This is a genomic window from Albidovulum litorale, assembly GCF_025751495.1.
Classification (GTDB): Bacteria; Pseudomonadota; Alphaproteobacteria; order Rhodobacterales; family Rhodobacteraceae; genus Albidovulum; species Albidovulum litorale.
Map to the genome: position 1 here is coordinate 949,350 of NZ_JAOWKZ010000002.1, position 26,116 is coordinate 975,465.

31 protein-coding genes and 1 riboswitch are annotated in these 26,116 nt (G+C 64.2%); of the genes, 9 read left to right on the forward strand and 22 right to left on the reverse strand.

What is annotated here, in order from left to right; genetic code table 11:
* Positions 1 to 7 precede the first annotated feature (7 nt).
* Both OEZ71_RS10530 and OEZ71_RS10535 read right to left on the reverse strand, forming a co-directional pair.
* Entirely contained in the window at positions 8 to 1,399 is a 1,392-nt protein-coding gene (locus OEZ71_RS10530) for a COG4223 family protein (RefSeq protein WP_263739900.1), read from the reverse strand.
* A gap of 82 nt (positions 1,400 to 1,481) precedes the next feature.
* The gene (locus OEZ71_RS10535; protein WP_263739901.1) at positions 1,482 to 2,204 is read right to left on the reverse strand and encodes a uroporphyrinogen-III synthase; all 723 of its coding nucleotides are present in this window, start codon (positions 2,202 to 2,204) and stop codon (positions 1,482 to 1,484) included.
* A gap of 72 nt (positions 2,205 to 2,276) precedes the next feature.
* Here OEZ71_RS10535 and tsaD point away from each other — a divergent pair, with 72 nt between their 5' ends.
* Genes tsaD through OEZ71_RS10560 form a run of 5 tightly spaced genes read left to right on the forward strand, consistent with a single transcriptional unit; the run spans position 2,277 to position 5,470 of the window.
* The gene (tsaD, locus tag OEZ71_RS10540) at positions 2,277 to 3,371 is read left to right on the forward strand and encodes a tRNA (adenosine(37)-N6)-threonylcarbamoyltransferase complex transferase subunit TsaD (RefSeq protein ID WP_263739902.1); all 1,095 of its coding nucleotides are present in this window, start codon (positions 2,277 to 2,279) and stop codon (positions 3,369 to 3,371) included.
* Positions 3,368 to 4,333, forward strand: a complete 966-nt coding sequence (locus OEZ71_RS10545) for an NAD(P)H-dependent glycerol-3-phosphate dehydrogenase (RefSeq protein WP_263739903.1) — start codon at positions 3,368 to 3,370, stop codon at positions 4,331 to 4,333. The genes tsaD and OEZ71_RS10545 overlap by 4 nt, the downstream gene beginning before the upstream one ends.
* A 2-nt stretch (positions 4,334 to 4,335) precedes the next feature.
* The gene (locus OEZ71_RS10550; RefSeq protein WP_263740003.1) at positions 4,336 to 4,605 is read left to right on the forward strand and encodes a YciI family protein; all 270 of its coding nucleotides are present in this window, start codon (positions 4,336 to 4,338) and stop codon (positions 4,603 to 4,605) included.
* Entirely contained in the window at positions 4,605 to 5,018 is a 414-nt protein-coding gene (locus tag OEZ71_RS10555; RefSeq protein ID WP_263739904.1) for an EVE domain-containing protein, read from the forward strand. The genes OEZ71_RS10550 and OEZ71_RS10555 overlap by 1 nt, the downstream gene beginning before the upstream one ends.
* A 59-nt stretch (positions 5,019 to 5,077) precedes the next feature.
* A complete protein-coding gene (locus OEZ71_RS10560) occupies positions 5,078 to 5,470 on the forward strand; it encodes a DUF1761 domain-containing protein (RefSeq protein ID WP_263739905.1) in 393 nt (130 codons plus the stop codon).
* Positions 5,471 to 5,690: 220 nt separating this feature from the next.
* On the opposite strand, the gene OEZ71_RS10565 is transcribed toward OEZ71_RS10560, so the two are convergent.
* The 3 genes from OEZ71_RS10565 to OEZ71_RS10575 form a co-directional block, all read right to left on the reverse strand.
* Entirely contained in the window at positions 5,691 to 6,032 is a 342-nt protein-coding gene (locus OEZ71_RS10565; protein WP_263739906.1) for a DUF2853 family protein, read from the reverse strand.
* Between the two features lie 169 nt (positions 6,033 to 6,201).
* Positions 6,202 to 7,596 carry an adenosylhomocysteinase gene (ahcY, locus tag OEZ71_RS10570; protein WP_263739907.1) on the reverse strand — a complete coding sequence of 465 codons (1,395 nt, stop codon included), beginning with the start codon at positions 7,594 to 7,596 and terminating at the stop codon, positions 6,202 to 6,204.
* A 68-nt stretch (positions 7,597 to 7,664) separates the two neighbouring features.
* Positions 7,665 to 8,087, reverse strand: coding sequence for a hypothetical protein (locus OEZ71_RS10575; protein ID WP_263739908.1), 423 nt, complete (start codon positions 8,085 to 8,087; stop codon positions 7,665 to 7,667).
* A gap of 115 nt (positions 8,088 to 8,202) precedes the next feature.
* On the opposite strand from OEZ71_RS10575, the gene OEZ71_RS10580 reads away from it, so the two are divergent.
* Entirely contained in the window at positions 8,203 to 8,802 is a 600-nt protein-coding gene (locus OEZ71_RS10580; RefSeq protein WP_263739909.1) for an HD family hydrolase, read from the forward strand.
* Here OEZ71_RS10580 and OEZ71_RS10585 read toward each other — a convergent pair.
* Positions 8,791 to 9,006 carry a hypothetical protein gene (locus OEZ71_RS10585; protein ID WP_263739910.1) on the reverse strand — a complete coding sequence of 72 codons (216 nt, stop codon included), beginning with the start codon at positions 9,004 to 9,006 and terminating at the stop codon, positions 8,791 to 8,793. The two genes, OEZ71_RS10580 and OEZ71_RS10585, sit on opposite strands and share 12 nt — an antisense overlap.
* A 97-nt stretch (positions 9,007 to 9,103) precedes the next feature.
* Between OEZ71_RS10585 and OEZ71_RS10590 the strand changes: the two genes are divergently transcribed.
* A complete protein-coding gene (locus OEZ71_RS10590) occupies positions 9,104 to 9,985 on the forward strand; it encodes a LysR family transcriptional regulator (protein WP_263739911.1) in 882 nt (293 codons plus the stop codon).
* Here the strand turns inward: OEZ71_RS10590 and OEZ71_RS10595 are convergent.
* Both OEZ71_RS10595 and OEZ71_RS10600 read right to left on the reverse strand, forming a co-directional pair.
* Positions 9,982 to 10,296, reverse strand: coding sequence for an H-NS histone family protein (locus OEZ71_RS10595; protein WP_263739912.1), 315 nt, complete (start codon positions 10,294 to 10,296; stop codon positions 9,982 to 9,984). The two genes, OEZ71_RS10590 and OEZ71_RS10595, sit on opposite strands and share 4 nt — an antisense overlap.
* 94 nt (positions 10,297 to 10,390) lie before the next feature.
* Positions 10,391 to 10,945 carry an ActR/PrrA/RegA family redox response regulator transcription factor gene (locus OEZ71_RS10600; protein ID WP_263739913.1) on the reverse strand — a complete coding sequence of 185 codons (555 nt, stop codon included), beginning with the start codon at positions 10,943 to 10,945 and terminating at the stop codon, positions 10,391 to 10,393.
* Between the two features lie 215 nt (positions 10,946 to 11,160).
* Here OEZ71_RS10600 and OEZ71_RS10605 point away from each other — a divergent pair, with 215 nt between their 5' ends.
* The gene (locus tag OEZ71_RS10605) at positions 11,161 to 12,195 is read left to right on the forward strand and encodes a LacI family DNA-binding transcriptional regulator (protein ID WP_263739914.1); all 1,035 of its coding nucleotides are present in this window, start codon (positions 11,161 to 11,163) and stop codon (positions 12,193 to 12,195) included.
* A gap of 4 nt (positions 12,196 to 12,199) precedes the next feature.
* On the opposite strand, the gene cobF is transcribed toward OEZ71_RS10605, so the two are convergent.
* The 9 genes from cobF to cbiE form a co-directional block, all read right to left on the reverse strand.
* Positions 12,200 to 12,952 carry a precorrin-6A synthase (deacetylating) gene (cobF, locus tag OEZ71_RS10610; RefSeq protein WP_263739915.1) on the reverse strand — a complete coding sequence of 251 codons (753 nt, stop codon included), beginning with the start codon at positions 12,950 to 12,952 and terminating at the stop codon, positions 12,200 to 12,202.
* 63 nt (positions 12,953 to 13,015) lie between these two features.
* On the reverse strand, positions 13,016 to 13,738 hold the full coding sequence (locus OEZ71_RS10615; RefSeq protein WP_263739916.1) for a CbtA family protein: 723 nt from the start codon (positions 13,736 to 13,738) through the stop codon (positions 13,016 to 13,018).
* Between the two features lie 20 nt (positions 13,739 to 13,758).
* On the reverse strand, positions 13,759 to 13,929 hold the full coding sequence (locus OEZ71_RS10620; protein ID WP_263739917.1) for a CbtB domain-containing protein: 171 nt from the start codon (positions 13,927 to 13,929) through the stop codon (positions 13,759 to 13,761).
* 34 nt (positions 13,930 to 13,963) lie between these two features.
* Positions 13,964 to 14,179: riboswitch (cobalamin riboswitch) on the reverse strand.
* Between the two features lie 60 nt (positions 14,180 to 14,239).
* Positions 14,240 to 14,557 (reverse strand): DUF1636 domain-containing protein, encoded by a 318-nt coding sequence (locus tag OEZ71_RS10625; protein WP_263739918.1) that lies wholly within the window; start codon positions 14,555 to 14,557, stop codon positions 14,240 to 14,242.
* Entirely contained in the window at positions 14,554 to 15,276 is a 723-nt protein-coding gene (gene cobA, locus OEZ71_RS10630; protein WP_263739919.1) for a uroporphyrinogen-III C-methyltransferase, read from the reverse strand. Before cobA ends, OEZ71_RS10625 begins: the two co-directional genes overlap by 4 nt.
* Positions 15,273 to 16,583, reverse strand: a complete 1,311-nt coding sequence (locus tag OEZ71_RS10635; RefSeq protein ID WP_263739920.1) for a cobyrinate a,c-diamide synthase — start codon at positions 16,581 to 16,583, stop codon at positions 15,273 to 15,275. The genes cobA and OEZ71_RS10635 overlap by 4 nt, the downstream gene beginning before the upstream one ends.
* A complete protein-coding gene (cobM, locus tag OEZ71_RS10640) occupies positions 16,580 to 17,362 on the reverse strand; it encodes a precorrin-4 C(11)-methyltransferase (protein WP_263739921.1) in 783 nt (260 codons plus the stop codon). Before cobM ends, OEZ71_RS10635 begins: the two co-directional genes overlap by 4 nt.
* Entirely contained in the window at positions 17,359 to 17,721 is a 363-nt protein-coding gene (locus tag OEZ71_RS10645; RefSeq protein ID WP_263739922.1) for a cobalamin biosynthesis protein, read from the reverse strand. Before OEZ71_RS10645 ends, cobM begins: the two co-directional genes overlap by 4 nt.
* Positions 17,718 to 18,905 (reverse strand): precorrin-6y C5,15-methyltransferase (decarboxylating) subunit CbiE, encoded by a 1,188-nt coding sequence (gene cbiE / locus OEZ71_RS10650; protein WP_263739923.1) that lies wholly within the window; start codon positions 18,903 to 18,905, stop codon positions 17,718 to 17,720. The genes OEZ71_RS10645 and cbiE overlap by 4 nt, the downstream gene beginning before the upstream one ends.
* Here cbiE and OEZ71_RS10655 point away from each other — a divergent pair.
* The gene (locus OEZ71_RS10655) at positions 18,904 to 19,653 is read left to right on the forward strand and encodes a cobalt-precorrin-6A reductase (RefSeq protein WP_263739924.1); all 750 of its coding nucleotides are present in this window, start codon (positions 18,904 to 18,906) and stop codon (positions 19,651 to 19,653) included. The genes cbiE and OEZ71_RS10655 overlap by 2 nt on opposite strands.
* Here OEZ71_RS10655 and cobJ read toward each other — a convergent pair.
* From cobJ to cobN, 5 genes are read right to left on the reverse strand one after another with little or no spacing between them, the layout of a single operon-like run.
* Complete coding sequence (cobJ, locus tag OEZ71_RS10660; RefSeq protein WP_263739926.1) at positions 19,629 to 20,363, reverse strand: precorrin-3B C(17)-methyltransferase; 735 nt, start codon at positions 20,361 to 20,363, stop codon at positions 19,629 to 19,631. The genes OEZ71_RS10655 and cobJ overlap by 25 nt on opposite strands.
* Entirely contained in the window at positions 20,360 to 21,076 is a 717-nt protein-coding gene (locus OEZ71_RS10665) for a precorrin-2 C(20)-methyltransferase (RefSeq protein WP_263739927.1), read from the reverse strand. The genes cobJ and OEZ71_RS10665 overlap by 4 nt, the downstream gene beginning before the upstream one ends.
* 2 nt (positions 21,077 to 21,078) lie before the next feature.
* Positions 21,079 to 21,708 (reverse strand): precorrin-8X methylmutase, encoded by a 630-nt coding sequence (locus OEZ71_RS10670; RefSeq protein WP_263739928.1) that lies wholly within the window; start codon positions 21,706 to 21,708, stop codon positions 21,079 to 21,081.
* Positions 21,698 to 22,876 (reverse strand): precorrin-3B synthase, encoded by a 1,179-nt coding sequence (cobG, locus tag OEZ71_RS10675; RefSeq protein ID WP_263739929.1) that lies wholly within the window; start codon positions 22,874 to 22,876, stop codon positions 21,698 to 21,700. The genes OEZ71_RS10670 and cobG overlap by 11 nt, the downstream gene beginning before the upstream one ends.
* Positions 22,873 to 26,115 (reverse strand): cobaltochelatase subunit CobN, encoded by a 3,243-nt coding sequence (gene cobN, locus OEZ71_RS10680; protein WP_263739930.1) that lies wholly within the window; start codon positions 26,113 to 26,115, stop codon positions 22,873 to 22,875. The genes cobG and cobN overlap by 4 nt, the downstream gene beginning before the upstream one ends.
* Position 26,116: the final 1 nt, after the last annotated feature.

The following is a 26,116-nucleotide window of genomic DNA, read 5'->3' on the forward strand; positions in this document are numbered from 1 at the left end:
GTCGCCCTCACTTCATTTCACTCGCAAGCGCGGCCACCGCTTCGACCGCAGCCATCCGCCGTTCGACCAGCGCCAGCCATTCCGCCATATGCATCTGCCCGGCCTCCGGCAACATCCCGATCTCACTGACCGCAGCGGCAAGATCGCCCGCACCCAGAGCCGCCTCGGCACGGGACAGTATGGCATCGGGATCTTCGCCTGCCCGTGGGCTGAGCGACCGTGCGCCGGACTGGCTGCGCAGGAAGGCGGTTATGCGTTCCATCGTGCTGCCCCCAGCCGTTTCCTTGAGCGACGACGAAAGCGCGGCCCGAGCTGCCGGAGGATACCCGTCACGCAAGGCGGCAAGGCTTGGCACGCCCTGGGCCTGATCGACGAGCACCTGTGGCGGTTCGACGCCAGCCGCCTTCAGGTCGGCCAGACCCTCTTCCAGCGATTTTCCACTGTCCAGCGCAGCCTGCAAGCGCCCGATGGCGGCCCGCGCCTGCGCAAGACGGGCCGCATCGGCGGCTTCCGCGTGCAGCCTTGCGGTTTCCGCTTCGGCCGCTTCGATCCGTTCGGTGGCCGAACTGGCCGCGGCGGCAATCTGTTCCTGCGCAGCGGTGGTATCAGCCTTTTGCGCCGCAATCTCTCCGCGCAGCGCCTCCATCTCCCGTCCGAAAGCCTCAAGGGCCGTTGCCGACGCGGCACCGCCTTCGACCGGCCGTTTTTCAATCTCTGCGAGGCGATCATCGACGGATGCAAGGCGCTGCGATTCGGTATCGAGCCGGGCCGCCATGTCGTCCAGCATCCCGCGCAGGGCTTGCAGGTCCTGCCCGGTCTGCTCTGCAAAGGCGGCCTGTGCATCGGCCGCGGTCTGAGCGGCCGGGTCTGACCGGATGGCCTCGATCTCGGCGCTCAGGGCGGCGATGCGATCGGTCTGCACTTTTGCATCGGCCGCGATCGCAGCCAGTTGCTCGGTCGTGGTGTCCGTCGGCGCCCAGTAGCGCTGCAGGACGAAAGCCGACCCCGCCGCGCCGAGCCCGGCGGCGACAACACCGCCGAGCACCATTGCCCCGAAGCCGCTGCGTGACGCCGGTGCTGCCGCTTCCGAATTGGCCGATGTGACGGCTTCGGGCGCAAGCTCAACCGGTTCCGGATTGGATTCAGGACTGGCGTCGATCACATCCGCGCCGGTCGCGTCATCCTCGGTGGTAAGATCGGTGTCCGGGCCAACCTGCTCATCAGAGGGCGCCTCGTCTTCAGCGCCGGTCGCGGAGATGTCGGACGCTTCACCCTCTGCATCCGACTTCAACGGCTCGGGGGGTGTTTCTGCGCCCTCAACCACGGCCATTTCTTCGGCCGCATCACCTTTTTCGGTATCCGTGGCCGAGTCGGATGTTTTCTTTCCTGAACGTGCCACGGAGTATTCCTTTTTCAAGTCAACGCGATGGAGGATCAGCAGCCGCCCCTTGAACTCAGCTTAGACGCCGGGGCCCTTGCCCTCAAGCTATGTTCGGTGCGGCAATAAGCGCGGCAAGTGCGTCGAGCATTGATGAACCGTCCGGGTGGGTCGCAATCCGGAGGGTCCCTGGGTTCAGATCCGCGGCGGCCTCGGCCACTGCGTCGCTCATGGCAGCGATGCGGAGGTGAGCGGCGCAACCGGCAAAACGTTCCGCCGCGATCCGTGCCGAACGTGGCGAAAAGAGCGGCAGAAGCACCGCTTCCGGGGATGCCAGCAATTTTTCGGCCTGCGGGGTAGGGGCAACGGCGAGCTGTTCGTATACGATAACCGAAACAGTCTCTATTCCGGCTGAATTCAGCTCGGCCGCAACGTCACGGGCAACATGAACGCCGCGCGGAAACATGTATCGCGTGCCGCCGTTTCTTGCCTTGATCGCATTCACCAGACCGGCGGCATCGCCCGGACCAACCTGCACCGAAAAACCGGCCGAGCGCGCGGCCTCTGCGGTGCGGTCGCCGACGCACCAGGCGATTGCATCGCGCCGGGGGGTCAAAGCGGCATAGGCAGTCACCGCGTTTTGCGAGGTGAAGATGACGCCATCGGTTTCGGGCGGTATGGGGCCGGGATCGCGCGTGCGTATTTCGGTCAAGGGCGACATCACAACCGGCCAATCCGCCCCGAAACGGTCCCGGAATGCCTGCGCGAAGCGGCGCGATTGCGCTTCGGGCCGGGTCAGCAGAAGGGTCGGGCGGGCCTGGTCCAAAATCCCCCCGGGATTGTGCGGCATCTTTCCCGGTGTTACCTGCCCATGGAGCCTCACGCAACCGGCAGCGCCATGAACGAGACGATAACAGTGCTGGGCCTTGAGAGCAGCTGCGACGATACGGCAGCGGCAGTGGTGCGGCTGGCGGATGGGCAGGGGCAGATCCTGTCGTCGGTCGTCTATGGTCAGACGGCCTTGCATGCCGCCTTTGGCGGCGTCGTGCCCGAGATCGCTGCCCGCGCCCATGCCGAGAAGATCGACCTCTGTGTGGAAGAGGCTCTGGCTGCGTCCGGCCTGCCGCTGACGTCGATGGACGCCATCGCCGTGACAGCGGGGCCAGGGCTGATCGGCGGGGTCTTGTCGGGCGTCATGTGCGCCAAGGGACTTGCCGCCGGAAGCGGGCTGCCGCTGATCGGGGTCAATCATCTGGCCGGGCACGCTCTGACGCCGCGGCTGACCGACGGGCTGGCCTTTCCCTATCTGATGCTGCTGGTGTCCGGCGGGCACTGCCAGTTCCTGATCGCGCGTGGCCCCGACAGCTTCACCCGCCTTGGCGGCACCATTGACGACGCACCGGGCGAGGCGTTTGACAAGACCGCCAAACTGCTCGGCCTGCCGCAGCCCGGTGGACCCGAAGTGGAACGCGCCGCGCTGGGTGGCGATCCGGCGCGGTTCACCTTTCCACGCCCGCTGCTTGATCGGCCGGGCTGCGACATGTCCTTTTCAGGGTTGAAGACGGCTCTTTTGCGGACCCGCGACGGAGTTATGGCCGAAAAGGGCGGGCTGACGGTGCAGGACCGTGCCGATCTTTGTGCCGGTTTTCAGGCTGCTGTCGCCGATGTGCTGGCCGAAAAATCGCGCCGGGCCATGGCCGAGTACCTGACATTGGACCCTGCCGAACCGGTGCTGGCCGTCGCTGGCGGGGTGGCGGCAAATGCCGCCATTCGGGCCGGATTAGAGACTGTTTGCGACGAAGCGGGCCTGAAATTCACCGCTCCGCCTCTGGCGCTTTGCACCGACAATGCGGCGATGATCGCCTGGGCGGGGATCGAGCGGTTTCGGTTGGGGCTATTCGACGGGATGGACCTTGCCGCCCGGCCGCGCTGGCCGCTTGATACGTCACAACCGGCTTTGCTCGGTTCGGGCAAGAAAGGGGCCAAGGCATGAAGATCGGGGTTCTGGGCGCAGGGGCTTTCGGGACGGCGCTGGCGGTTGCTCTGGCGCGCGAAGGGCAGGAGGTCGGGCTTTGGGCGCGCGACCCGGATCAGGCGGCCCGGCTTCAGACCGAACGCCGGAATGAGCGGCGTTTGCCGGGTGTCGATTTGCCCGAAACAGTGTCTGTTTCTGCGGAAATCGCGTCTGTTGCACAGGCTGAGATCCTGCTTCTGGCGGTCCCGATGCAGCAGATGGCGGGGCTTCTGATCCAGCATCGGGCTGCACTCGACGGGCGCGCGTTGATCGGTTGCGCCAAGGGGATTGACCTTGCCTCGGGCAGGGGGCCAACGCAGATCATCGGCGAAGCCTGCCCAAAGGCAGTGCCAGCAATCCTGACCGGGCCGAGTTTCGCCGCTGATATCGCACGGGGCCTGCCGACCGCGCTGACCCTAGCCTGCGGCGACGATGCGCGGGGGGAAGAGTTGCAGGGGGCACTGTCCACACCGGTGCTCAGGCTTTACCGCACCTCCGATACGGTCGGGGCGGAGCTGGGCGGGGCGCTGAAGAACGTCGTTGCCATAGCGGCGGGCGTGGTCATGGGGGCGGGACTCGGCGATAGCGCCCGTGCCGCGCTGATGACCCGTGGCTTTGCCGAAATGAACCGTCTGGCGCTGGCGCTCGGTGCGCGGGCAGAGACGCTTTCAGGTCTTTCCGGCTTTGGCGACCTTGTACTTACCTGCACCTCCACCCAGTCCCGCAACTTCCGCTTTGGCCATGCGCTGGGCAAGGGGGAGGCGTTCGACCCCTCAACCACCGTGGAAGGCGCTGCGACAGCAAAAGCAGTGTCTCAACTGGCGAAAAAGCGCGGAATTGACATGCCCATCGCCAATATGGTCGGCGCCCTCGTCGACCGGAACATAACCGTGGCAGAGGCCGTCAGCACGCTTCTGGCCCGCCCGCTCAGAAAGGAATGAACATGCTCTACGCGATCATCTGCCGCGACAAGCCCGGCCAGCTTCAGACCCGTCTCGACACCCGCGACGCGCATCTGGCCTATATCAAAGAGACCGGCATTGTCGCGATGGCGGGACCCTTTATCGAGAACGGCGCGATGTGCGGATCGCTGATCGTGCTGGAAACCGACAGCCTTGCAGCGGCCGAGGGTTGGGCGGCGGGCGATCCCTATAAGGCAGCGGGGCTCTTTGAAAGCGTCACTGTGACCGAGTGGAAGAAGGTGATCGGCTGATGCAGTACTGGCTGTTCAAATCCGAACCCGACACCTGGAGCTGGGACCAGCAGGTCGCCAAAGGTGAGGAAGGCGAAGAATGGCATGGCGTGCGCAATTATCAGGCGCGCAACAACATGCGGGCGATGAAGATCGGTGATCGGGGGTTTTTCTACCACTCCAATATCGGCAAGGCAGTCGTCGGCGTGGTCGAGGTCTGCGCCCTCAGCCATCCTGACAGCACCACCGACGATCCGCGCTGGGACTGCGTCGACATCAAAGCGGTGGAGCCCCTGAAACGCCCTGTCACGCTGGATGAGATCAAGGCCGATCCGCGTCTGGCAGAGATGGTGCTGGTGAAGAATTCGCGCCTGTCGGTTCAGCCAGTGACAGAAGCAGAATGGAAGCTGATCCGGGAACTTGGCGGACTGTAGACCGGATTGAAAATCAGCGGCATGATGGCCTTGCGTTGCGACGTGCAAAGGGGAACGCCATGGAACTCATCAGTGTGATCGTGGCCGGCGCTGCGGCCTATGCGTTCGGAGCTTTCTGGTACATGAAATGGGCGAAGCAGTGGATCGCCGCCTCGGGAATCGCGGTGGACCCCGACGGCAAACCTGCCAACAAGAGCGTGGCACCGTTTGTTATAGCCGGGATCGCGATGCTGATCGTCACCGGCATGATGCGGCATGTTTTTGGAATGGCGGGGATCGAGACCATCGGTGCCGGTCTTGTGGCCGGGTTCGGCATGGGAGCGTTCATCACCCTGCCGTGGATTGTCACGAATTACGCCTATTCGGACCGGCCAAAGGAATTGACTCTTATCGACGGCGGTTATGCCGTCTTTGGCTGCACCATCATCGGTACGGTCCTGTCGTTCTTTTGAAGAAATACAAAGGGTCCCGGCCACCCAACCGGGACCCTTTGCCACCCCACGTGCTCCCTTCGCACCACGCGTGAAACTGAAAAGGTCTCGGCCGTACTGGCCTTGTTGAGATAACGCTAACCCCTGCGCCGGATTCGCGCAAGAAAATCTTCCCGATAATACTCTTCAAAATCAGCCGGTTATGGAAACGGGCCGTTAATATCCGGCCCGCGTTCCAGGATCAGGAATAGACCGACTCTTTGCCGAAATGCTTCACCAGCATGTAATAGACGACCGCGCGGTACTTGTTGCGCTCGGACCGGCCATAGGTGTCGATCACCGAATTGATCGCGGCCATCAGTTGCGGACCGTCCTTGAGGCCCAGCTTCTTGATCAGGAAGTTGTTCTTAACCGTCTCAAGTTCGCTGTCCTGCCCCGCAGCCACGGTTTGCGCGTCGGCATCGTAGATCGACGGGCCGCAGCCGATCGTTACCTTGGTCAGCAGCGCCATATCCGGCGTCATGCCGCATTTGCTCTTCAGGTCGTCCGCGTATTTCGCGATCAGTTCGTCTCTTTTGCCCACAGGTCCCTCCACTGTCACAATCTGGGTCTGAAAATGCAGGCCGCCCAGTGGACGGTCCCGAACGGGCCGAAGTAAACGACAAAACGCCCCGCCGGGTAAAGAAAAACCCGGCAGGGCGTCAGAATCGAGGGGAAAATCCGCCGAAAACTCCCCTGGAGGAGAACCAGGGTCAGTAACGGTAGTGATCCGACTTGTAGGGCCCGGCCACCGTCACGCCGATATAGTCGGCCTGATCGGGGCGGAGTTCCGTCAGCTTCACACCGATCCGCGCCAGATGCAGCCGGGCGACTTTCTCGTCCAGATGCTTCGGCAGGATATAGACGCCGGGCTTGTACTCCGCGCCCTTGGTCCACAGCTCGATCTGGGCCAAAACCTGATTGGTGAAGCTCGCCGACATGACAAAAGACGGATGACCGGTCGCGTTGCCGAGGTTAAGAAGTCGGCCTTCGGACAGAAGGATGATCCGTGCGCCCGAGGGCATCTCGATCATGTCCACCTGATCCTTGATATTGGTCCATTTGTGGTTCTTCAGGCTCGCCACCTGAATCTCATTGTCGAAATGGCCGATATTGCCGACGATCGCCATGTCCTTCATCGCGCGCATATGCTCGATACGGATGACGTCCTTGTTGCCCGTGGTGGTGATGAAGATATCGGCGCTGCCGACGACATCCTCCAGCACGACGACCTCGTACCCGTCCATCGCCGCCTGAAGCGCGCAAATCGGGTCGATCTCGGTCACTTTCACACGCGCGCCTGCGCCACGCAGCGAGGCGGCAGAGCCCTTGCCCACATCGCCGTAGCCGCAGACGACAGCGACCTTGCCGGCCATCATCGTATCGGTTGCGCGGCGGATGCCGTCGACGAGCGATTCCTTGCAGCCGTACTTGTTGTCGAATTTCGACTTGGTGACGCTATCGTTCACATTGATTGCCGGGAAGGGCAGCAGACCCTTCTTGTGCAGGTCATAAAGCCGGTGCACGCCGGTCGTGGTTTCCTCTGACACGCCCTTGATCGCGTCGCGCTGCTTGGTGAACCAGCCGGGGCTTTCGGCAAGGCGCTTCTTGATCTGGTTGAAGAGGCAGACCTCTTCCTCGCTCGTCGGCGTTTCGATCAGGCTGGTCTCGCCCGCCTCGACCCGTGCGCCCATCAGGATGTAGAGCGTCGCATCCCCGCCATCGTCGAGGATCATGTTGGCGGTGCCTTCCTCGAATTGGAAGATCTTGTCGGTATAGGCCCAGTAATCCTCCAGCGTCTCGCCCTTGATCGCAAAGACCGGAACGCCGCTTTCAGCAATCGCGGCGGCGGCGTGGTCCTGGGTCGAGAAGATGTTGCACGAGGCCCAGCGCACATCGGCACCAAGGGCGGTTAGTGTTTCGATGAGAACGGCCGTCTGGATCGTCATGTGCAGCGACCCGGCGATCCGCGCACCTTTCAGCGGTTTCGCTGACCCAAACTCTTCGCGCAAGGCCATCAGGCCCGGCATCTCGGTTTCGGCGATATCAAGCTCCTTGCGGCCATAGGACGCGAGGTTGATGTCTCTGACGATATAATCCTTGGGCACGGCGTTGCTCCTTTGCTTCGCCAGCCCGCTTACCATCGGCACGGCGTTGGAGCAACACGGCGAAATCATCACACGTCTTGCTGTTCGATCATATCCATCGGTATGCCCCCGGAACCCTCGAATGTTCCCGTTCCGGCGACGCAGGCAATTCCGTCCGACCGCACGTAGACGCGAGTCCATGTTCCGAGCATATCCGACCGCCACATCTCCAGCCGGCGCCCGCCATTGAGGTTGGCTGTATCTTCGAGTGTCTCGTAAAAGTCGTAATAAAGCTTGCCGGTCAGGGTGGCATGCGTGTCGCAATAGGGCTCGGCAATATCCTGATTGTCGCCGGTCGCTTCGATCATTTCGTAGACACTCAGATTGATTGGCACAGTCGGCAGCGCGGACGGTCCTTTGAAAGACTCTGTGGGATCATTTGCCAAAGGTATTGCGGCCACCGCGATTCCGGCAGCGCTGACAAACAGTGACGCTATGATGATGCGTTTCATTGTGCCTCTTTCCGGTCAGACCGCATCTGATAACGTGCGAGTTGCGTCCGGGTTCCAACCGGCCGGTTTACTCCTGCGGCGGTCCGGCATAGGTCTCGGCTGATGGAGGACGGCGATGAAGAAACCCGCTCGCGCGTGGCAACGCATGCTTTCCGGTCGAAGGCTCGACCTGCTCGACCCGACGCCGATGGATATCGAGATTGAGGACATCGCCCATGGCCTCGCCTTCGTGGCGCGCTGGAATGGGCAGACGGTCGGGGACTGGCCCTATTCGGTGGCGGAACACTCATTGCTGGTCGAAGAAATCTTCACACGCGACAATCCCGATGCCCCGGCCCGCTGGCGGCTTGCAGCACTTTTGCATGACGCGCCCGAATACGTGATCGGGGATATGATTAGCCCGGTGAAAGCGGCGGTCGGGCCAGGTTATGGGGCGCTGGACGAACGGCTGACGGCGGCGATCCATTTGCGCTTTGGCCTGCCAGCGGCGCTGCCGGTCGCGATCAAGAAGAAGATCAAGCGCGCGGATCGTATCTCGGCCTGGCTGGAGGCGGTTCAGATCGCGGGCTTTACCCGGCGCGAAGCCGACAAGTATTTCGGTGCGCCGGAACAGGCGGTTGCGGGGCTGACAATTGCACCGCGCGCACCGGCGGAGGTGCGCGCGGCCTTTCTTGAACGGCATGCCGGCCTCATGGCCGAAAGCCTACCGGGGTGACCACCGCCAGACCGGCGGGCATTCGTCTGCGTCGAAATCATTTGGATCGAGGCCAATATCCCTGAGGAGGTGGTCATCGAGGTGCCGCACCTCAAAGCGCAGCTTGCGAATTTCCTCGGCCGGATCCACGCAGTGCTGCTTCGTTTCGGTCGGCCGGTTCTGGAAGGTGGCGATTCTGAAGGTGTCTGCCAGTGTCGTTAACATTTTTCTGTCTCCATCTGAATTTCATGTCTTAAAAATACGTGTTTTTTCGTTAATCTGAGAGTCAGAAGGATTTCATATATGTAAGTCTGAGTAACATATGGATCAGATAGACTGGCTTCACTATCCGCCACTACCGGCACTCCGGGCCTTTGAGGCCACGGTACGGCTCGGCGGCTTTAGTGCTGCGGGGCGATCCCTGAATGTCACGCATGCCGCCGTGTCGCAGCAGGTCCGCGCGCTAGAAGCCTATCTTGGTTTTGCACTGGTTAACCGAGATGGCCGCAAGCTCGCGGTCACGCCGGAGGGCGCACAACTCGCATCGGCACTTAACGAAGGTTTTGGCACGATCCAGACGACCATCTCGGCGCTGATGGCGGGTGGCGAAGACCGCCCTGTCACCATCACCGTCACGCCCACATTCGCTACGAACTGGCTCATGCCCCGGCTCGGCCAGTTCTGGAGCAATCATGCCGAGGTTCCGATCTCTCTCAGGCCGGATGCCAAGGTGCTGGATCTCAGGCGCGAACGGATCGATCTTGGAATACGTTTTGGGTCGGGGAATTGGCCCGGGGTGGAGGCTGAATACCTTACCTCTGCGCGGTATGTGGTCGTGGGTGCACCTCGGATCGTCGGCGCAACAGGTTCCGTCGACCGATCGGTGATGGCCGGGCTGCCATGGGTTCTTGAACCCGACTGGCCTGAACAGCGCAACTGGATTGATTGTTGCCTTGGCCTTAATCCGGCTGATCTGAACATTACTGAGTTCGCGAGCGAAGAACTCGCCCTTTCAGCCGCGCGGCAAGGCTACGGCCTTCACATCACCAGCGCAGCCTTGATTGAGGAAGACCTTAAATCCGGTGCGCTGCGCGTCGTATTCGACTCCGACGAAGACAATCCGGGATATTATATAGTCACCCCTCCCGGTTCGATCCGCCGGCCGGCCCGGTTGTTCATCCGCTGGTTGCGAGATAGCGTTTAAATCGCCAGATCTTCCAGTTTTTTACCGGCCTTCAGCGCAGCTTCGACCCAACGCGGTTTGCGGCCGCGACCGGTCCAGGTTTCGGACTTGTTGGCGGGATTGGCGTATTTCGGCTTGGCCGGTTTTCTTTTACGAACCGTCGAAGCGCCAACGAGTTCATTCAGCGAAAACCCGAGGGCTTTGGCCTTTTCTTCAATGGCAGCAAGCGCTTCGCGCTTTTTACGCTCTTCGAACCCTTCAATCTGACGCGCTACCTGTTTCTGAAGATCTTTCAGGTCTTTCAGCGACATCGAAGTGAGGTCGATTTTCACGGCTGTATTCCTTTTTATAGCGGGTGGGCGCGGCCAGATAAAACCCGTGCACACGACGATGCAAGGGGCTCTGTGTATTTTTAATGTTTTGCAGTTATTTTGGGCTACGTTTCGCCAATATCCGCTGCAACGTCCGGCGGTGCATGCTCAGCCTGCGCGCAGTTTCCGAGATATTGCGGTCGCACAACTCGTAAACCCTTTGAATATGCTCCCACCGGACGCGATCGGCCGACATGGGGTTTTCCGGCGGCGGTGGCAGCATATCGTCACGCGACAACAGGGCATTCATGACATCGTCGGCATCGGCGGGTTTCGACAGGTAATCCACCGCTCCGATTTTAACCGCGGCGACAGCAGTCGCGATGGCGCCATACCCGGTCAGCACCACGACGCGGCAATCGGGCCGTCGTTCGCGAAGGATTTCAACGACATCGAGCCCGTTGCCATCGCCAAGCCGAAGGTCGACAACCGCGAAGGCGGGTGGCCGGGCCTCGGCCCTGGCACGCCCTTCGGCCACGCTTTCGGCGGTTTCAGGCAGAAAGCCGCGCTTTTCCATCGCGCGCGCCAGCCGGTTTACGAAAGGGGCATCGTCGTCGACCAGAAGCAATGTTCTGTCCGATCCCAGATCGGCAAATTCGTCCTCGGCCATAGGCGTCCCCTCGTCAAGATTACAACGGTTCTAAGGTGTTGCGTGGCGGGGGTCAATTTCAAGACGTGTTGTTGACCAGCCATCCGCGCGACCATTCAGGTGCGGCACGAATGGACTGTCGATGGTTAGCGCTAAATGCCGCTGCGCGCGTTTGCTTGGACAACCGGATTCTTTGACGCTAATCAGGAACAAGGCAAATATTCCGGGGATATCTGGTGACCAATAACGGCCTGGCTGAACCACGCAGAACCTTGACCTTGCGCGATGTGTCCGAGGCGTCCGGGGTATCCGAAATGACCGTCAGCCGGGTGCTGCGCAATCGCGGGGACGTGTCACCCGCCACGCGGGAAAAGGTGCTGGAGGCCGCCAAGGCGCTCGGCTACGTGCCGAACAAGATCGCGGGCGCGCTTGCCTCGCAGCGTGTGAACCTCGTTGCGGTGATCATCCCGTCGCTGTCGAACCTCGTCTTTCCCGATGTCCTCAGCGGTATTTCGGCGGAACTGGAAGAAACCGGCCTGCAACCGGTATTCGGCGTCACCAACTATTCCGCCGAGAAGGAAGAGGCGGTGCTCTATGAGATGCTTTCGTGGCGCCCGACCGGTGTGATCGTGGCCGGTCTGGAGCATACCGATGCCGCCCGTGCGATGCTGGAAAATGCCGGTATCCCGATTGTCGAGATCATGGATGTCGACGGCACTCCGGTCGATTCCGTCGTCGGTATCTCGCATAAGCGCGCGGGGCTTGAGATGGCCCGCGCCATCGTCAAAGAAGGCTACCGCAAGATCGGGTTTCTTGGCACCAAGATGCCCTACGACCACCGGGCGCGGAAACGGCTTGAAGGGTTTGAGGCCGGGCTGGCAGAGGCAGGGATCGAACTGACCGACAGGGAATTCTATTCGGGCGGCTCTGCCCTGCAAAAGGGTCGTGAGATGACCGAGGCGATCCTTGCGCGTAATCCAGACCTCGATTTCATCTATTATTCGAACGATATGATCGGGGCAGGCGGGCTGCTTTACTGTCTGGAAAAGGGCATAGACGTCCCGGGCCAGATCGGGTTGGCGGGCTTCAACGGGGTCGATCTCTTGGAAGGTCTGCCGCGTAAACTTGCGACAATGGATGCCTGCCGTCATGAAATCGGTCGCCGTGCTGCGGCCATCGTCGCAGGCCGGTCGGAAACCGGGTTGGTCGGGGGGGAGCGGGTCGAGCTGACGCCGGTGCTTGAACCCGGCGACACAATCCACAGGAAGTGACCGGTCAGCCCCGTCGCAGGATATAGATATCCATGATCCATCCGTGCCGGGCGCGGGCCTCTGCACGCGATTTCATGATCTGGTCGGTCATTTCCGAAAGTGGTCCGGCCAGAATAATCTGGTCTTCCATACCCACATAGGCGCCCCACCAGATATCGACACCCTCCGGTGCGATAGATTGGAATGAACATTCACCGTCAAGCATGATCGCGAGCGTATCAACGCCATCGGGCCAGCCTTCGTCCCGCAAGCGCCGCCCGGTCGTAACGATAAAGGGCGCGCCAATCTCGTTGATCGGGATCGCATGGGCGGCTGTCAGCGCCTGAAGCGAGGTGATGCCGGGGATCACCGTCATCCGCATCGGCAGGGTCCTCTCGACCCGACCCGCAATCCTCAGCGTGCTGTCGTAAAGCGACGGATCGCCCCAGACCAGCAGCGCAACGCGACCGGAATTGCCAATTTCCGCCTGAATAGTCTCTGCCCAGACTTCTGCGATCGCATCGTGCCAGGCATTGACCCGCGCCCGGTAATCGGCAATCGCCGGGTCGCGCACCGGCAGGTCGAATTCGACGAACCGCGTTGTCGGGTTGGTCACAACCTCGGCGCAGATCGACCGTCTAAGTTCTGCCAGATCCTCTTTCGTCTCACCCTTTCGGGGAATGAGGATCAGATCGGCCGAATTCAGCTCCTTGACCGCCTGTAGCGTCAGGTGATCGGGATTGCCCGTACCAATGCCGATGAGAAGAAGCTCGATCATGATTCCCCAAATGTCAGAAGGCTCCGCGCGAGTCCATCGCACGGGGCCCCGTCTATTTTTATCTCATGCGTCCCGCGACCAAAGGCGGGCGGCAAGCCATCCCAGCACGGCCCAGGTTGCGAACCCGACCCCAAGGACACGGGCCGAGAACTCGCCCGCCACTTCCGGCGGGGCGACGCCATGGAAGCCTTCCGGAAGCGGCGCGCCGATCACATGCGGCGCTGCCAGAAGCGCGCCACCGATAACGGCGGGCATGACTCCCCGTCCGAAGGCGAGCGCAGCAAGCCCCGTCGCGGTTGCCAGAGCCGTCCCGAACCACCAGATCTGGCGATCCGCCAGATCGGCGGCGACCGACCCCGGCAGTTCAGGCGCAAGGCCCATGGCCGGGACCAGTTGCAGGGCGGCAAAGCCCGCAAGCCCCCAGAGCACACCATCACGCGCCTCAACACGGCGACCGAAATGCTCGGCCAGCGCAAAGCCCGCGACCAAAAGCAGACCATAGCCCGCATAGATCAGGCCGGTAAACAGTACCGTGAGCCCGTTGCGCGTCAGGGCCGAGCCACCGTCTTCTTCGTCGCCGTGCCCCTGTGCAGCCTCACCTTCTGCGTGGTCCTGGCTTGCTTCGGCCGCACCTTCGCCAACCCCGGCGAAATGCACCAGCGCACCTGTTTCATATTCTTCGCCCAGAAGGATCAGCTCCTGCACGAATGCGAAATGCAGCAGGGCGCCAAGCAACCCCGCTGCAAAGCCGGCGATCAGCCCGCCGGCCAGCATACGTTGAATCATCAGTGGACCGTCAGCCCGCCTTAGTGGCAGGGGAACCCGGTCGCGTGGCGCATGTCATGCGCGGCGTCGTGCAGCGTCGCCGACTGGGCATGGCCCGCGACGAACATCACGGTGGCGCCGATCAGGGCCACGAACAGAATGGACATCAGACCGGTAGAGGTCTTGGCGGCGGTTTGGTTCAGCGCGTTCATCGTTTTCTCCTTGCCGTCACACCCGACGGCTCTCGCGTTACCTTCACGCATGGCCGGTCTCCTGACTTGCGGGTCGTCACAGCTTTCCGCCTTCCCGGATATAACTCCAGTGGCCGTTGGAAAGCCGCTCGCCGCTCACAGTCGCGGGGGCGGTTGGGGCTTTGGGTGCCGCCTTTGGTCCACCCTTCCCCATTCCCGTTTCGGTCCGGACGCTTTGCGCCTGTCGGACACCATGCATATCCCATGTGCCAGCAAGCATGCCGTCCGGTCAAGGCGGATTAACGCCATGAAGGGTTCGGATTGCGACCTTTCAACCCGGAATGCGCGCGATCGCCTTTTCCCTGAGCGACCCGAGCGGGCGAGCATCAGCAAAAGTTCCGTCAGGCGATGCAGAGTAAAGCCGAAGAAAGATGGTCAGATTCGGGATATCCACCTTGGTTATGTCTCCAAAGAGATATGCCGTCTTGCCCTCTGCCCGGAATGCCACCGTCGAGGGCCGCGTGCAGCCCGACATGCATTCGACCTCGCGCAGATCCGCATCATCACCGACAGCCGCACGCAACTGTGCGGCCAGCCCGTCCTGCCCCGCCGGACAGGACCGGCAAACGGTGACGGTGACGCCGCTCATCGACCCTCGGCTAGGGGGCCGAGCAGAATCAGCGCCGGACCATCAGCCGCCTCTTCAGCGATGAGTTGCTCCATCGCCCCGAGCGTTCCACGCACCAGCTTTTCTTCGGGGGTGGAGACGCTTTCAGCCAGCAGCGCAGGTGTATCCGCCGACATCCCGGCCCCCTGCAGACGCCGCGCCAGTTCCGCGAAGGTTCGCTTGCCCATGAAGATCACGGTTGTCGCGGTGGGATCGGCAAGGGCTGCAAGGTTCAGATCCTCCGGCAGCGCGCCGGTCACGTCATGGCCGGTCACAAACTGCACCCGCCGCGCTGTCAGCCGCCGGGTCAGCGGAATGCCCGCCGCCGCCGCCGCTGCCATGGCCGAGGTCACGCCGGGGATGATCTCATACTCGATCCCCGCCTCGCGGCAGGCGATGATCTCTTCCTCAAGCCTCCCGAACAACCCGCTGTCGCCGGATTTCAGCCGCACGACCTTCGCGCCTGATTTTGCGTAGTCGACCAAGAGCCGGCTCACATGATCCTGCTTGGGCGAGGCGCGGCCCGCCCGTTTGCCGACACCGACCATATCCGCCCCTTCCCGCGCCTTGGCAAGGATCGGGCCTGAAGACAGGTCGTCGAACAGCACCGCATCGGCCGTCGAGAGCCGGTCCACTGCCTTCAGCGTCAGAAGTTCCGGATCGCCCGGCCCGGAAGACACGAAACTTACGAACCCCGTCATGTCGCCTCCGCGATCAGGTGAAAGAAAGTGCCGCTGGCATGGCCCCGGCGCGACCCGGTCTCGGGCACGGCATCGCCATTCGCATCGACGACCCGCGCCAGCGCCATATCCGGCTGGGTAAGAATCGTCGAGTAGTGAAATTCGTGGCCGCGTAGCCGCGCACCGGCCCTGTGCCCCGGCAGCGGCGCAGCGAGTTCGGCCAGCCTGTAGCCAAGATGCATCTTGCGCTTTTCAAAGGAAGTGATGAGGCCGAGCAGTCCGGCCATTTCGTGTCGCACGCCATCGCGGTCGACGATGGCCGCCCCCATCGCCATGTAACCGCCGCATTCGCCATGGACGGGCCGTGTCTCGGCAAACCGGCGCAATCCCTGACGGAATCGCGTCGCCGATGCCAGCCTGCCACCATGCAGCTCAGGATACCCCCCGGGCAGCCAGCAGCAATCGGCTCTGTCGTCCGGCGCCTCGTCGGCAAGCGGCGAGAACGGCAGGACCTCGGCCCCGGCCGCTCGCCAGGCATCGAGAAGATGCGGGTAGACAAAGGAAAAGGCGGCATCGCGGGCAAGTGCTATGCGCTGGCCGGGCGGCACTACCGCGACCGGGCCGGACGGCGAAAGCCGCGTCGCCCCCGCCGCCGCCCGCACCGCATCGAGATCGACATGCGCCGCGACGAATTCCGCCGCATCGGCGATGATCCGGTCCAGTTCCGGTGTCTCTTCGGCCTGCACCAGTCCCAGATGCCGCTCGGGCACCTCGATCGAAGCGCGTCGCGGAAGGGCACCGAATACACGGATACCGGCGGCCTCCATTCCCACCCGCACCAAAGCCTCATGCCGGGGAGAGGCAACGCGGTTCAGAACCACGCCCGCAACTTTTACATCTGGCCGCATCGTCGCAAATCCCTGCGCCACCGCCGCTGCCGATTGCGCCTGACCCGACACATCCAGAACCAGCACGACTGGCCAGCCGGTTAAAGCCGAGAGATCCGCCGAGGCTCCTGTGCCGGCCTCTCCCGCCTGCGCCACTCCGTCAAAAAGCCCCATCGAGCCTTCGGCCAACACCAGATCGGCCTGTTCAGCCGCCCTGATCAGCCCGGCGATCTGGTTCTCGCCCATTGCCCAAGTATCGAGGTTCACCGAAAACCGCCGTGAGGCTGCGAGGTGAAAAGCCGGGTCAATATAATCGGGACCCGACTTGAACGGCTGGACCGCAAGCTGCGAAGCCCTGAACGCCCCAAGAAGCCCCAGCATCAGGGTCGTTTTACCGGTGCCCGAGGCGGGAGCCGAGATGATGAGACCCGGCGGGATCATTGCGGTTCCGGGAACCTCGGATGAGTGCCCACGGGCCGGTAACGGCGGTCATAATCGCCTGCATAGAGCCTGCTTTCGTCAAACTCCTCGGCCCCGATGGAGCGGCCGACGAAGATCAGCGCGGTGCGCTCCATCTCGGCCCCTACCGCCGTCTCCAGCGTCTCCAGCGTCGCCCGAACGACGCGCTGGTCGGGCCAGCTCGCGCGCCAGATCACGGCAACGGGGCAATCGGCGCCGTAATGCGGGGTCAGCTCTGCCACCACCTTCTCCAGCACATGAACCGAAAGATGGATCGCCAGTACCGCACCAGTCCGGGCGAAGTTTTCCAGCGTCTCGCCCGGTGGCATAGAGGTCGCCCGGCCCGAGGTCCGGGTCAGCACGACCGACTGCACCACGCCCGGCAGGGTCAGTTCCGCGCCCAAAGCCGCCGCGCCAGCGGCGAAGGAGGGCACGCCCGGCGTCACGTCATAGGGAATGCCCAATTCGCGCAGACGGCGAAGCTGCTCGCCCATCGCCGACCAGACCGAGAGATCGCCGGAATGAAGTCGCGCCACATCCTGCCCCGCTTCATGCGCAGTTTGGATCTCGGCGATGATCTCATCCAGCGACAGGGGTGCGGTGTTGACGATCTTCGCGCCATCGGGGCAATGGCCCAGCACCGCCTCGGGCACCAGCGATCCGGCATAAAGGCAGACCGGGCATGACGCGATCAGGTCGCGGCCACGCAATGTCAGAAGGTCGGGGGCGCCCGGTCCGGCGCCGATGAAATGCACTGTCATTCGTTTCTCCCAATCGCAATGGCGGCTGTGGCCAGCCCGTCGCCCGATACCACACGCGGCCCCAGAAGCCGCGCCCCCGGCCCGGCCGCAGCCAGAGCCGCCGCCTCTGCCACCGATCCCGTGCCAAAGCGTTCGGCCACCTTCGCCGATTGCGTCAGCACCGCCTGCGCGGCCAGCGCCTCGCGCCCGAACCCGCAGATCACAAGCCCCAGTTCGGCGGCCAAAGCCTTTGCCACCGGCGCGTCCGCCTTTGCAGAAGCACTTGCCAGCAGCTCTGCCCCGCCGCCCGCGCGCTCCAGCGCGTCCAGAAGCGACGCCACTGTCGCTGCCGCGCGAAAGCCGATCCCCGCGACCCTCATTTCACCACGCTCCACTGCACCACGGGCCGCGCCGGTTCCCAGCCGCGCATCCGGCCCAGGGGCGCTGCACTGGCAATCTCGATCCGCATCAGGCCGCCGCCCCGTTTCGCATGACACCGCGCCAGCAGCTCTTCGCATTCGATCGTCACCGCATTGACGACGAGCCGCGCGCCTTCGGGCATCGCCGCCCAGACAGACTCTATTCCAGCAGAATTCGCACCCCCGCCGATAAAGACTGCATCCGGCACCGGCAGACTCTCCAGCGCCCCGGCCCAGTCCGCCTCGGTCACACTCAGCCGATGCGCCATCCCGAATGCGGCGGCATTCTCCCGCACATTCGCCGCCCGGTCGGCCCGGCTTTCGACCGCCTGCGCGCTCGTCCCCTGCGCCGAGAGGCACCATTCGACCGAGATGGAACCCGAGCCCGCGCCCAGATCCCACAGCACCTCGCCGGGGCGTGGTGCCAGTGCCGACAGTGTTAGCGCCCGCACGGACCGCTTGGTCATCACCCCGTCCGAGACGAAGAGATCATCCGGCAGACCGGCGGCGCGCGGCAGGCCCGGCGCACCGTTCGCGGTAATCGCGACCGCGGCCGGATAGGCGGCATCGTTTATGTCGAAGCCGCCCGCCTCAGCACGGCGAATACGTTCCGACGGCCCGCCGAGTGATTCCAATACCGTCAGGTTCGACGGGCCAAAGCCCTTCGCCACTAGCCATTCGGCCAGCGCGATAACCGCCGCCCCGTCGCGGACAAGGCAGATTGCCCGAACCCCTCGCGCCAGTACTGGCACCAGTCGCTCGAACGGGGCCGCGTGCAGGCCGAGGCACAAGGTTTCTTCCAGCCGCCAGCCAAGCCGCGAGGCAGCGAGCGCAAAGGTCGAGGGCGCGGGATGCGACACCCAATCGCCGGGCGAAAGATGCACCGACAGCGACCCGCCCGCCCCGAACCAGAACGGATCACCCGAGGCCAGAACTACGACCTTGCGGCCCTTTTCCGCCAGAACAGGGTCGATCCTGAACGGCACCGGCCATTCCCGGCCCCGTGCCCCGGCCGCCACAAGCTCCAGATGCCTTGGGCCGCCAAAAACGATTTCGGCCGCCTCCAGCGCCTCACGGCTTGCATCCGAAAGCCCGGCATGACCATCTGCGCCCAGACCAATGATCGTCAGCCAGGGATCAGCCATGACACGCGTCCTTCTTCTCGGCGGCACCAGTGAGGCAAGCCAGCTTGCCCGCCACTTCGCGGCCCAGGGCGTTGATGCCGTCTTTTCCTATGCCGGGCGCACCGACGCCCCCGTGGAACAACCCCTGCCGACCCGCATCGGCGGTTTCGGTGGTGCCGATGGCCTTGCCGCATATCTGAGCGCCGAAAGCATAACCCATGTGGTGGATGCGACCCATCCCTTCGCGGCCCAGATGAGCCGGAATGCAATTTCCGCCTGTGCAGACACGAATACGCCGCTTTGCGCCTATGAGCGCTCGCCTTGGGAGGCAGGCGAAAGCGATGACTGGACTCATGTCCCCGACCTCGCCACTGCTGTCGCGGCTTTGCCCGAGGAACCCGCTTGCATCTTCCTTGCCATCGGTCGCCAGAACCTGACGGCCTTCGCCGCGAAGCCCTGGCATCACTACATTCTGAGGCTGGTCGATGCGCCGCAGGGCAGGCTGCCGCTGCCGGACGCCGAGGCGGTGATCGCGCGCGGCCCTTTCACGGAGGAGGGCGACCGGAAACTTCTGAAATCCCGCCGTGTGAACCTCATAGTCGCCAAGAATTCCGGCGGCACCGGTGCGCGGGCGAAACTGGATGCCGCCCGAAGCCTCAGGATTCCGGTGATCCTGATCGACCGGCCGGCTCTGCCTCCGCGCCGCATTGCCCATAGCGTGGCCGAGGTTATGGCGTTTCTCGCTCACCGCGCCGACCTCGGCGTATAGACGAAGCGCCCGATCCGGCGGGTATCGCGGTTGCCGACGATTACGACGGTGCGCATGTCGGCCATGTCGGGCGTCGCCTCGCCGAGCGTCACCGTGTTCAGCACCTCCTCCGGCGTCGTCACCGCGCGGGCGAATGAAACCAGTGTCTCCGGCCCTGCCTCCTCGCGCAGGATCTCCAGCGCGCGGGCGAATTGATGCGGGCGGCTTTTGGAGCGCGGGTTGTAGAAGGCCATGGCGAAACCGGCCTGCGCCGCCAGTTTCAGACGATGTTCCACCAGTTCCCAAGGCTTGAGATTGTCCGACAGGTTGATCGCGCAGAAATCATGCCCCAAGGGCGCGCCAAGCCGCGCGGCGGCGGCCAGCATTGCGGTGATGCCGGGCAGGATGCGGATGTCGTAATCCTGCGCGTCTGGCCTTGCCTCCAATGCCTCGAACAAAGCCGAGGCCATGGCAAAGACGCCGGGATCGCCGGAGGAGACGATCACCACCTGGCGGCCCTTGGCCGCCATGTCGAGCGCGTGTCCCGCGCGGTCCAGTTCCACCCGGTTGTCGGAAGGGTGTAGGGTCAGCCCCTCGCGCGGGGCGACGCGGGCGACGTAGGGGATGTAGCCCACGACATCCGTGGCCTCGGCCAAAGCCGCGCGCACCTCGTCTGTCACCAGCGCATCGTCCCCGGGGCCAAGGCCCGCAACCGCGATCCAGCCCGTCATGGCCGCCGCCCCTGCCCATGCACCACGGCGATGGAGAAATAGGGCACCTGGGCGGGCGCTTCGCTGATCCGGTGGACCTTCTGATCCGTCATCGTGCCGCGTTCCACCAGCCATGCCGTATCGAGCCGCCCCGCCGCCGTCAGGCAACGCTTCAGCTTTTCCAGATTGCGACCGATCTTCATCACGACCAGCGCATCGGTATCGCGGATGCGGCGGGTGAGTTCCTCCTCCTCAATCGTCGCCGTCACAACGGTCAGCACATCGTCGCCCCACGTGATCGGCTGGCCCGTTGCGGTCCAGCAACCGGACATGCCTGTGATACCGGGAACGACCTCGACAGCACAGCGCTCGCGAAGCCGCGTATAAAGATGCATGAAGCTGCCGTAAAAGAACGGATCGCCCTCGCAGAGCACCAAAACAGTCTCTGTTTCGGCCAAATGGGCCAGTTTTTCCGCCCAGACCTCGTAGAAGTCCGCCATCACACGGTTGTATTCGGGATCGGAGAAATGGATCTCGGTCGTGACCGGGTATTCCATCGGGTACTCGATGGCATCTGCGCGCAGCATGCCGTTTACGATCCTGCGCGCTTGCCCCTCGTACCCCGCCTTGCGGAAATAGGCGATATGGGTCGAGGAACGCACCAGCCTGTCTGACTTGACGCTCATCAGATCGGGATCGCCGGGGCCGAGGCCGGTGCAGATGACCTTTCCCATGATCACTCCTTCCGGCTGGCGAGCGCGTTGACCGCGGCGACAGTGATCGCCGAGCCGCCAAGACGGCCCTTCACGATGACCGAGGGCACCGGCAGGTCTTCCATCAGCGCGTCCTTCGACTCGGCGGCACCGACAAAGCCCACCGGGCAGCCAATGATCGCCGCCGGGCGCGGGCAGGCCGGGTCCTCGAGCATGTTGAGGAGGTGGAAAAGCGCGGTCGGCGCGTTGCCGATGGCGACAACGGCCCCTTCCAGATGCGGCCGCCACAGCTCCAGCGCGGCGGCGGAGCGGGTGTTGCCCATCTCCTTCGCCATACCGGGGACGCGCGGGTCCTGCAGGGTGCAGATCACCTCGTTGTTGGCAGGCAGTCTTGCCCGGGTGATCCCCTCGCTGACCATGCGCGCGTCGCAAAGGATTGGCGCACCGGTCTCGAGCGCTGCACGGGCGGCGATCGCCATACCGGGGGAGAAGCGGACATGTTCCTCCAGCCCCACCATCCCGGCGGCATGGATCATGCGGACGACGACGACCTCTTCCTCCGGCGTGAAGCGGGCGAGGTTTGCCTCGGCGCGGATGGTGGCGAAGCTTTCGAGGTAAATCGCGGCGCCGTCGGTCTGGTAGCTATGGGGCATCTTCGGTCTCGGTCAGAAGGGCGGGATTGGCGGAAAGCGTCACGGGCGAAAGCCCGGTCCGCGAAGGCAAATCGGCGGCAGTACCGTTCCGGATGAGGTCGACGGTGCCGTCGCTGCGGCCGGTGAGCGTCAGGGGCGCAGGCCCGGGATGGGCGCAGCCCTTGGCACAACCGGAGACATGGAGCCGCGCACCGGGCGCCAGCGATGCGCAAAGCGCCCGCGCCAGCGGTCGCGTCGCGATCAGCGCCTGCGGACAGCCGGGCGCGCCGGTGCAGGCGGTCACGCGCAGCATCGGGTCGACTGGGTCGGTGATCAGGCCGGGAATGGCGGGCAGGGTGGTTGCGCCCTCGATCAGGATCATGCGCCACGGCGTGATCCGCAAGGGACCGTTTTCTGCAAGGATAGACATGGTTTCAGCCGTGATCTGGCCGAATTCGAAGCCGACGAGAAAGCCCAGTGGCAGAGGTCCCGGCGCGGAGGCCGGGGCGCTTGATCGCGGCAGGGCAGGAATCTCGGTAAACACGTCCGGCAGGCGTGCGCCACGCGCCAGATGCGCCGCCATGCGCCCGCGACCTTCGGGCGCGCCGCCAGTTTTTAGGAACCACCGGGCGAGGTCAATGGCAAGCCCGGCGGCAGTTGACGGCGTCGCGGTCGCTCCGGTTGCCGCGCCATCTGCGCGGATCAGTAGGGCATCGCCCGGGCCACGTTCGATACGGATATCGGCGGAGGTCTCCGAGAGGACCGGCTCGGCGCCGCAATCGACGGCATAGCCAAACTTGCCCGGTGTCGCTGGGGCATCCGGATGGCTCAGCGCCCCGGTGAGCGAACGCACAACGTCCTGCACCCCGTCGCCATCGCGCCAAAACGGCGTGACCACGACATTGCGACGGCTTTCGGCCTCGGTCGACGCGTCGATGAGACCGAGGACGGACAGGCCGTCGATGAGCGGGCCGTGATCCGTCTCGGTCACGCCGCGAAGCTGGACATTGGCGCGGGCCGAAAGGTCGATGAGCCCGTTGCCGTGCTGCGCCGACAGGTCAGCGATGCCCTTCGCCTGCGTGGGCGTAAGCCGACCGCCACGGGGCCGGACGCGGACGACGAGGCCGTCACCCGACATCATTGGACGCAGCGCGCCGGGGCACCAACCTTTGATGACCGGATCGCTCATTGCCCCGCCTCCATCGCGATGGAGTTGCGCCGGGTGATCCAGAGCCCCGCATCGCGAAGCGCCGCGAAGCGGTCGCGCATGGCCTGAAGGGCGGCGGGGTTTTCCGCCTGCATGAAGGCCACGACCTGATCCCGGCCCAAAGTCGCCTCATGATAGAGGTCGAAAAGATGCGGGGGCACCGCGCGGGCGAGATGGGCAAAGGCCGCCATGTGGTCGAGCGTTGCCGCGATCTCGGCGGCACCGCGGAAGCCATGGCGCATCATGCCGTCGGCCCAGTTCGGGTTTGCGGCGCGGGCGCGGACGACGCGGCCGATCTCCTCGCAAAGCGTCCTTGCGCGAGGCGCGTCGGGGCGGGTCGCGTCGAGGTGGTAGAGCGCGGGCGCTTCGCCGCCAAGTCGTGCGACAGCAGCGGCAAAGCCACCCTCATGCGCGGCATAGTCGGAGGCTAAGAGCAGGTCGGTCTCGGCCAAATCCTGAATGTGGACGAAGCCGTCGGCGCCCTTCACCTGCTCTTCCAGCGCCGCGCGGGCGGGATGGGAAGCCCCGGAGGCGTCGATGGCCCATTCAGAGCCTGAAAGCCAAGCCTCACCTGCGGCCCTCTGGCCGTCGGGCCCGTAATCCTCAATCGCCTCGCCCATCGCGACACCGTAGAGGCCGGGCTTCGGTCCGAAAACACGCGGAGACGCGCGCAGGTATGGATTGTCCTCGGGCGCTTCCTCGCGCTCCGCCAAGGCCCTTGCGGCGGCTTCGAAAAGCTGGGCAAGCCCTGGAAAAACGTCTCTGAACAGGCCCGAAACGCGCAAGGTCACGTCGATCCGGGGCCGGCGGAGCAGGGCGAGGGGGATCACCTCGAAGCCCGAAACACGCTCGGACCCTTCGTCCCATTTCGGGGAGAGGCCCGCGAGGTGCAGGGCCATCGCGAATTCCTCGCCCGCCGTGCGCATCGTGGCCGAGCCCCAGAGGTCGATGACCAAGGATTTCGGCCAGTCGCCGTGATCCTGCAGGTGGCGGCGCAGAAGTTCCTCGGCCAGCTTCACGCCCTGCGCATGGGCGGCGCGCGACGGCACGGCGCGGGGATCGGTGGTGAAGAGGTTGCGGCCCGTCGGCAGCACATCGGAGCGGCCGCGGAAGGGCGAGCCGGAGGGACCAGCCTCCACCCGTTTGCCGTTTAGCGCCGCCAGCAGCCCGGCACGTTCCTCAACCCCGCACTGGCCGGTGCCGAAGATATGCAGACCGTCGCCATACTGGCTTTCCTTGATGTCGCAGACGAAGCGATCGATGCGGGTGATCGCCTCGGCGGGGGAGGCATCTTGGGAAATGCCAAGGTCGTCCTCCACCCCGTGCCCGCGTGCCTCCTCGCGGATCGCTGCAATCAGCCGGTCGCGGCGGGCGGGATCAAGCCCGTCGGCGGTGGAGTATTCGTCGAGCAGGCGTTCGAGGCGGTTCAGGTCCTCGGGCAGGTTGCTCTCCACCAGAGGCGGCGGCAGGTGGCCGATAGTGACGGCGCCGATGCGGCGCTTGGCCTGCGCGGCCTCGCCGGGGTCGTTGACGATGAAGGGGTAGATGACCGGCAGGGGGCCGGTCAGCGCCTCGGGCCAGCACTCGGCCGAGAGCGCCACCGACTTGCCCGGCAGCCATTCGAGCGTCCCATGCGCGCCGATATGGATCAGCGCGTGCAGCCCCTGCGACCGGAGCCAGAGGTAGAAGGCGACATAGGCATGGCGCGGGGTTCGGCTCAGGTCATGGTAATCGTCGCCCCGGGTTGTGGCCTCGCCGCGTTCGGGTTGCAGGGCGACGATGGCCTTGCTCCGCCGGATCGCGTGAAAACGGAAATGGCCATCCGTGACCGAAGGGTCGGTCGCAGGATCACCCCAGGCGGCGAATAGGGCATCTTTTAGCGGGGCAGAAAGGGTCGAAACAGTGTCTGTATAGGCAGAAACGGGCCATTCCAGTGTTTCCGCCGTCAGGGAATGACCGAGGTTCTCGCCCACTTTCACATAATGGTTTCCGTCGGCAAGGGCCGCAAGGATGCCTTCCGCCGAGGCCAGCGCGTCGAGGCCCACGGCATGGGCCAACTGATGCGTCTTGCCGGGATAGGTGGAAAGGACCAGCGCGACACTGCGGTCAGGCGCGGGCGTGGTCGAAAGGCGGTGCCAACCCACCACGCGATCGGCCACGGCGGCAATGCGGTCCGGGTCGGCGCGGTGAGCGAAGCGGGAAAATTGCAGGTCGGGGTCTTTCTTGCCCGGGCTTTTGAAGCTCGCGACACCAGCGAAGATCCGGCCATCGACCTCGGGCAAAACGACATGCATGGCGAGATCGGCGGGCGATAGGCCCCGCTCGGCTTCAGCCCAGTCCTTCTTCCGCGCTGTGGAGAGGGCGACTTGAAAGACCGGGCAGCCCGCTGCGTCGAGGGGCGAGGCGGAACCATCCGTACCTTTGGCCGAAAAGGCGGTCGCATTGACCACAGCGGCGGGGGCAAGGCGGGCAAGCTCGGCCCGCAGCCAAGCAGCGGCGGCGGGGTCCTTCAGCGAGGCGGCATAGGCGCCGATCGCGGCAAAACCGCGCTTCTCCAGCGCTGCGATCAGCGCGTCGACAGGGTCGGTATCGGCGGAGGTCAGATAGGAGCGGTAGAAGGTCACGACGGCAAGCGGTTGGTCGGATACTTCGGGCGCGGGCGCGACGCCTTTGCCGGGCAGATACCACCCGAAACCGGGCACCGTCTTGTCGCCAATGACCGGCCCGGCATAAAGGCCCGCCGCCAGCGCCATCTGCTGAAGCGCCGCCTGCGCGGCCACGGCACCGCCCGCGTCACAGAGCGCCTGCAGGCGGCGCAGGGTCGATTTCGGCAGGGTAGAAAGCGCGTCCAGCCGCGCATCCTCGCGCCCGTCGGCAGGCAGTATCGCCAGCGCGATGCCGTTCCTGCGGGCAAGGTCCTGCACCTGTGCAAGCCCGTAGGGCCAGTAGCTTTCGCCCCCGATCAGGCGGATGAGGATGCCTTTTGCGCCCGACAGTGTCTGTTCGACATAGGTGTCGACCGACAGGGGATGCCGCAGCGCCACGAGGTTCGCCAGCCGCACGGTCGGCAGACCGCCCGCCGCCCGATGCCAGCCCGCCGCGAAAGCGCCAAGGTCGCTGTCGGAAAACGACAGCACCACCAGTTCGGCCGGGTCCTGACCCAGGTCGAACGGGGTGTCCGTTTCCTCCAGCCCATGGCTTTCGCGGAAGACGACGTGCATT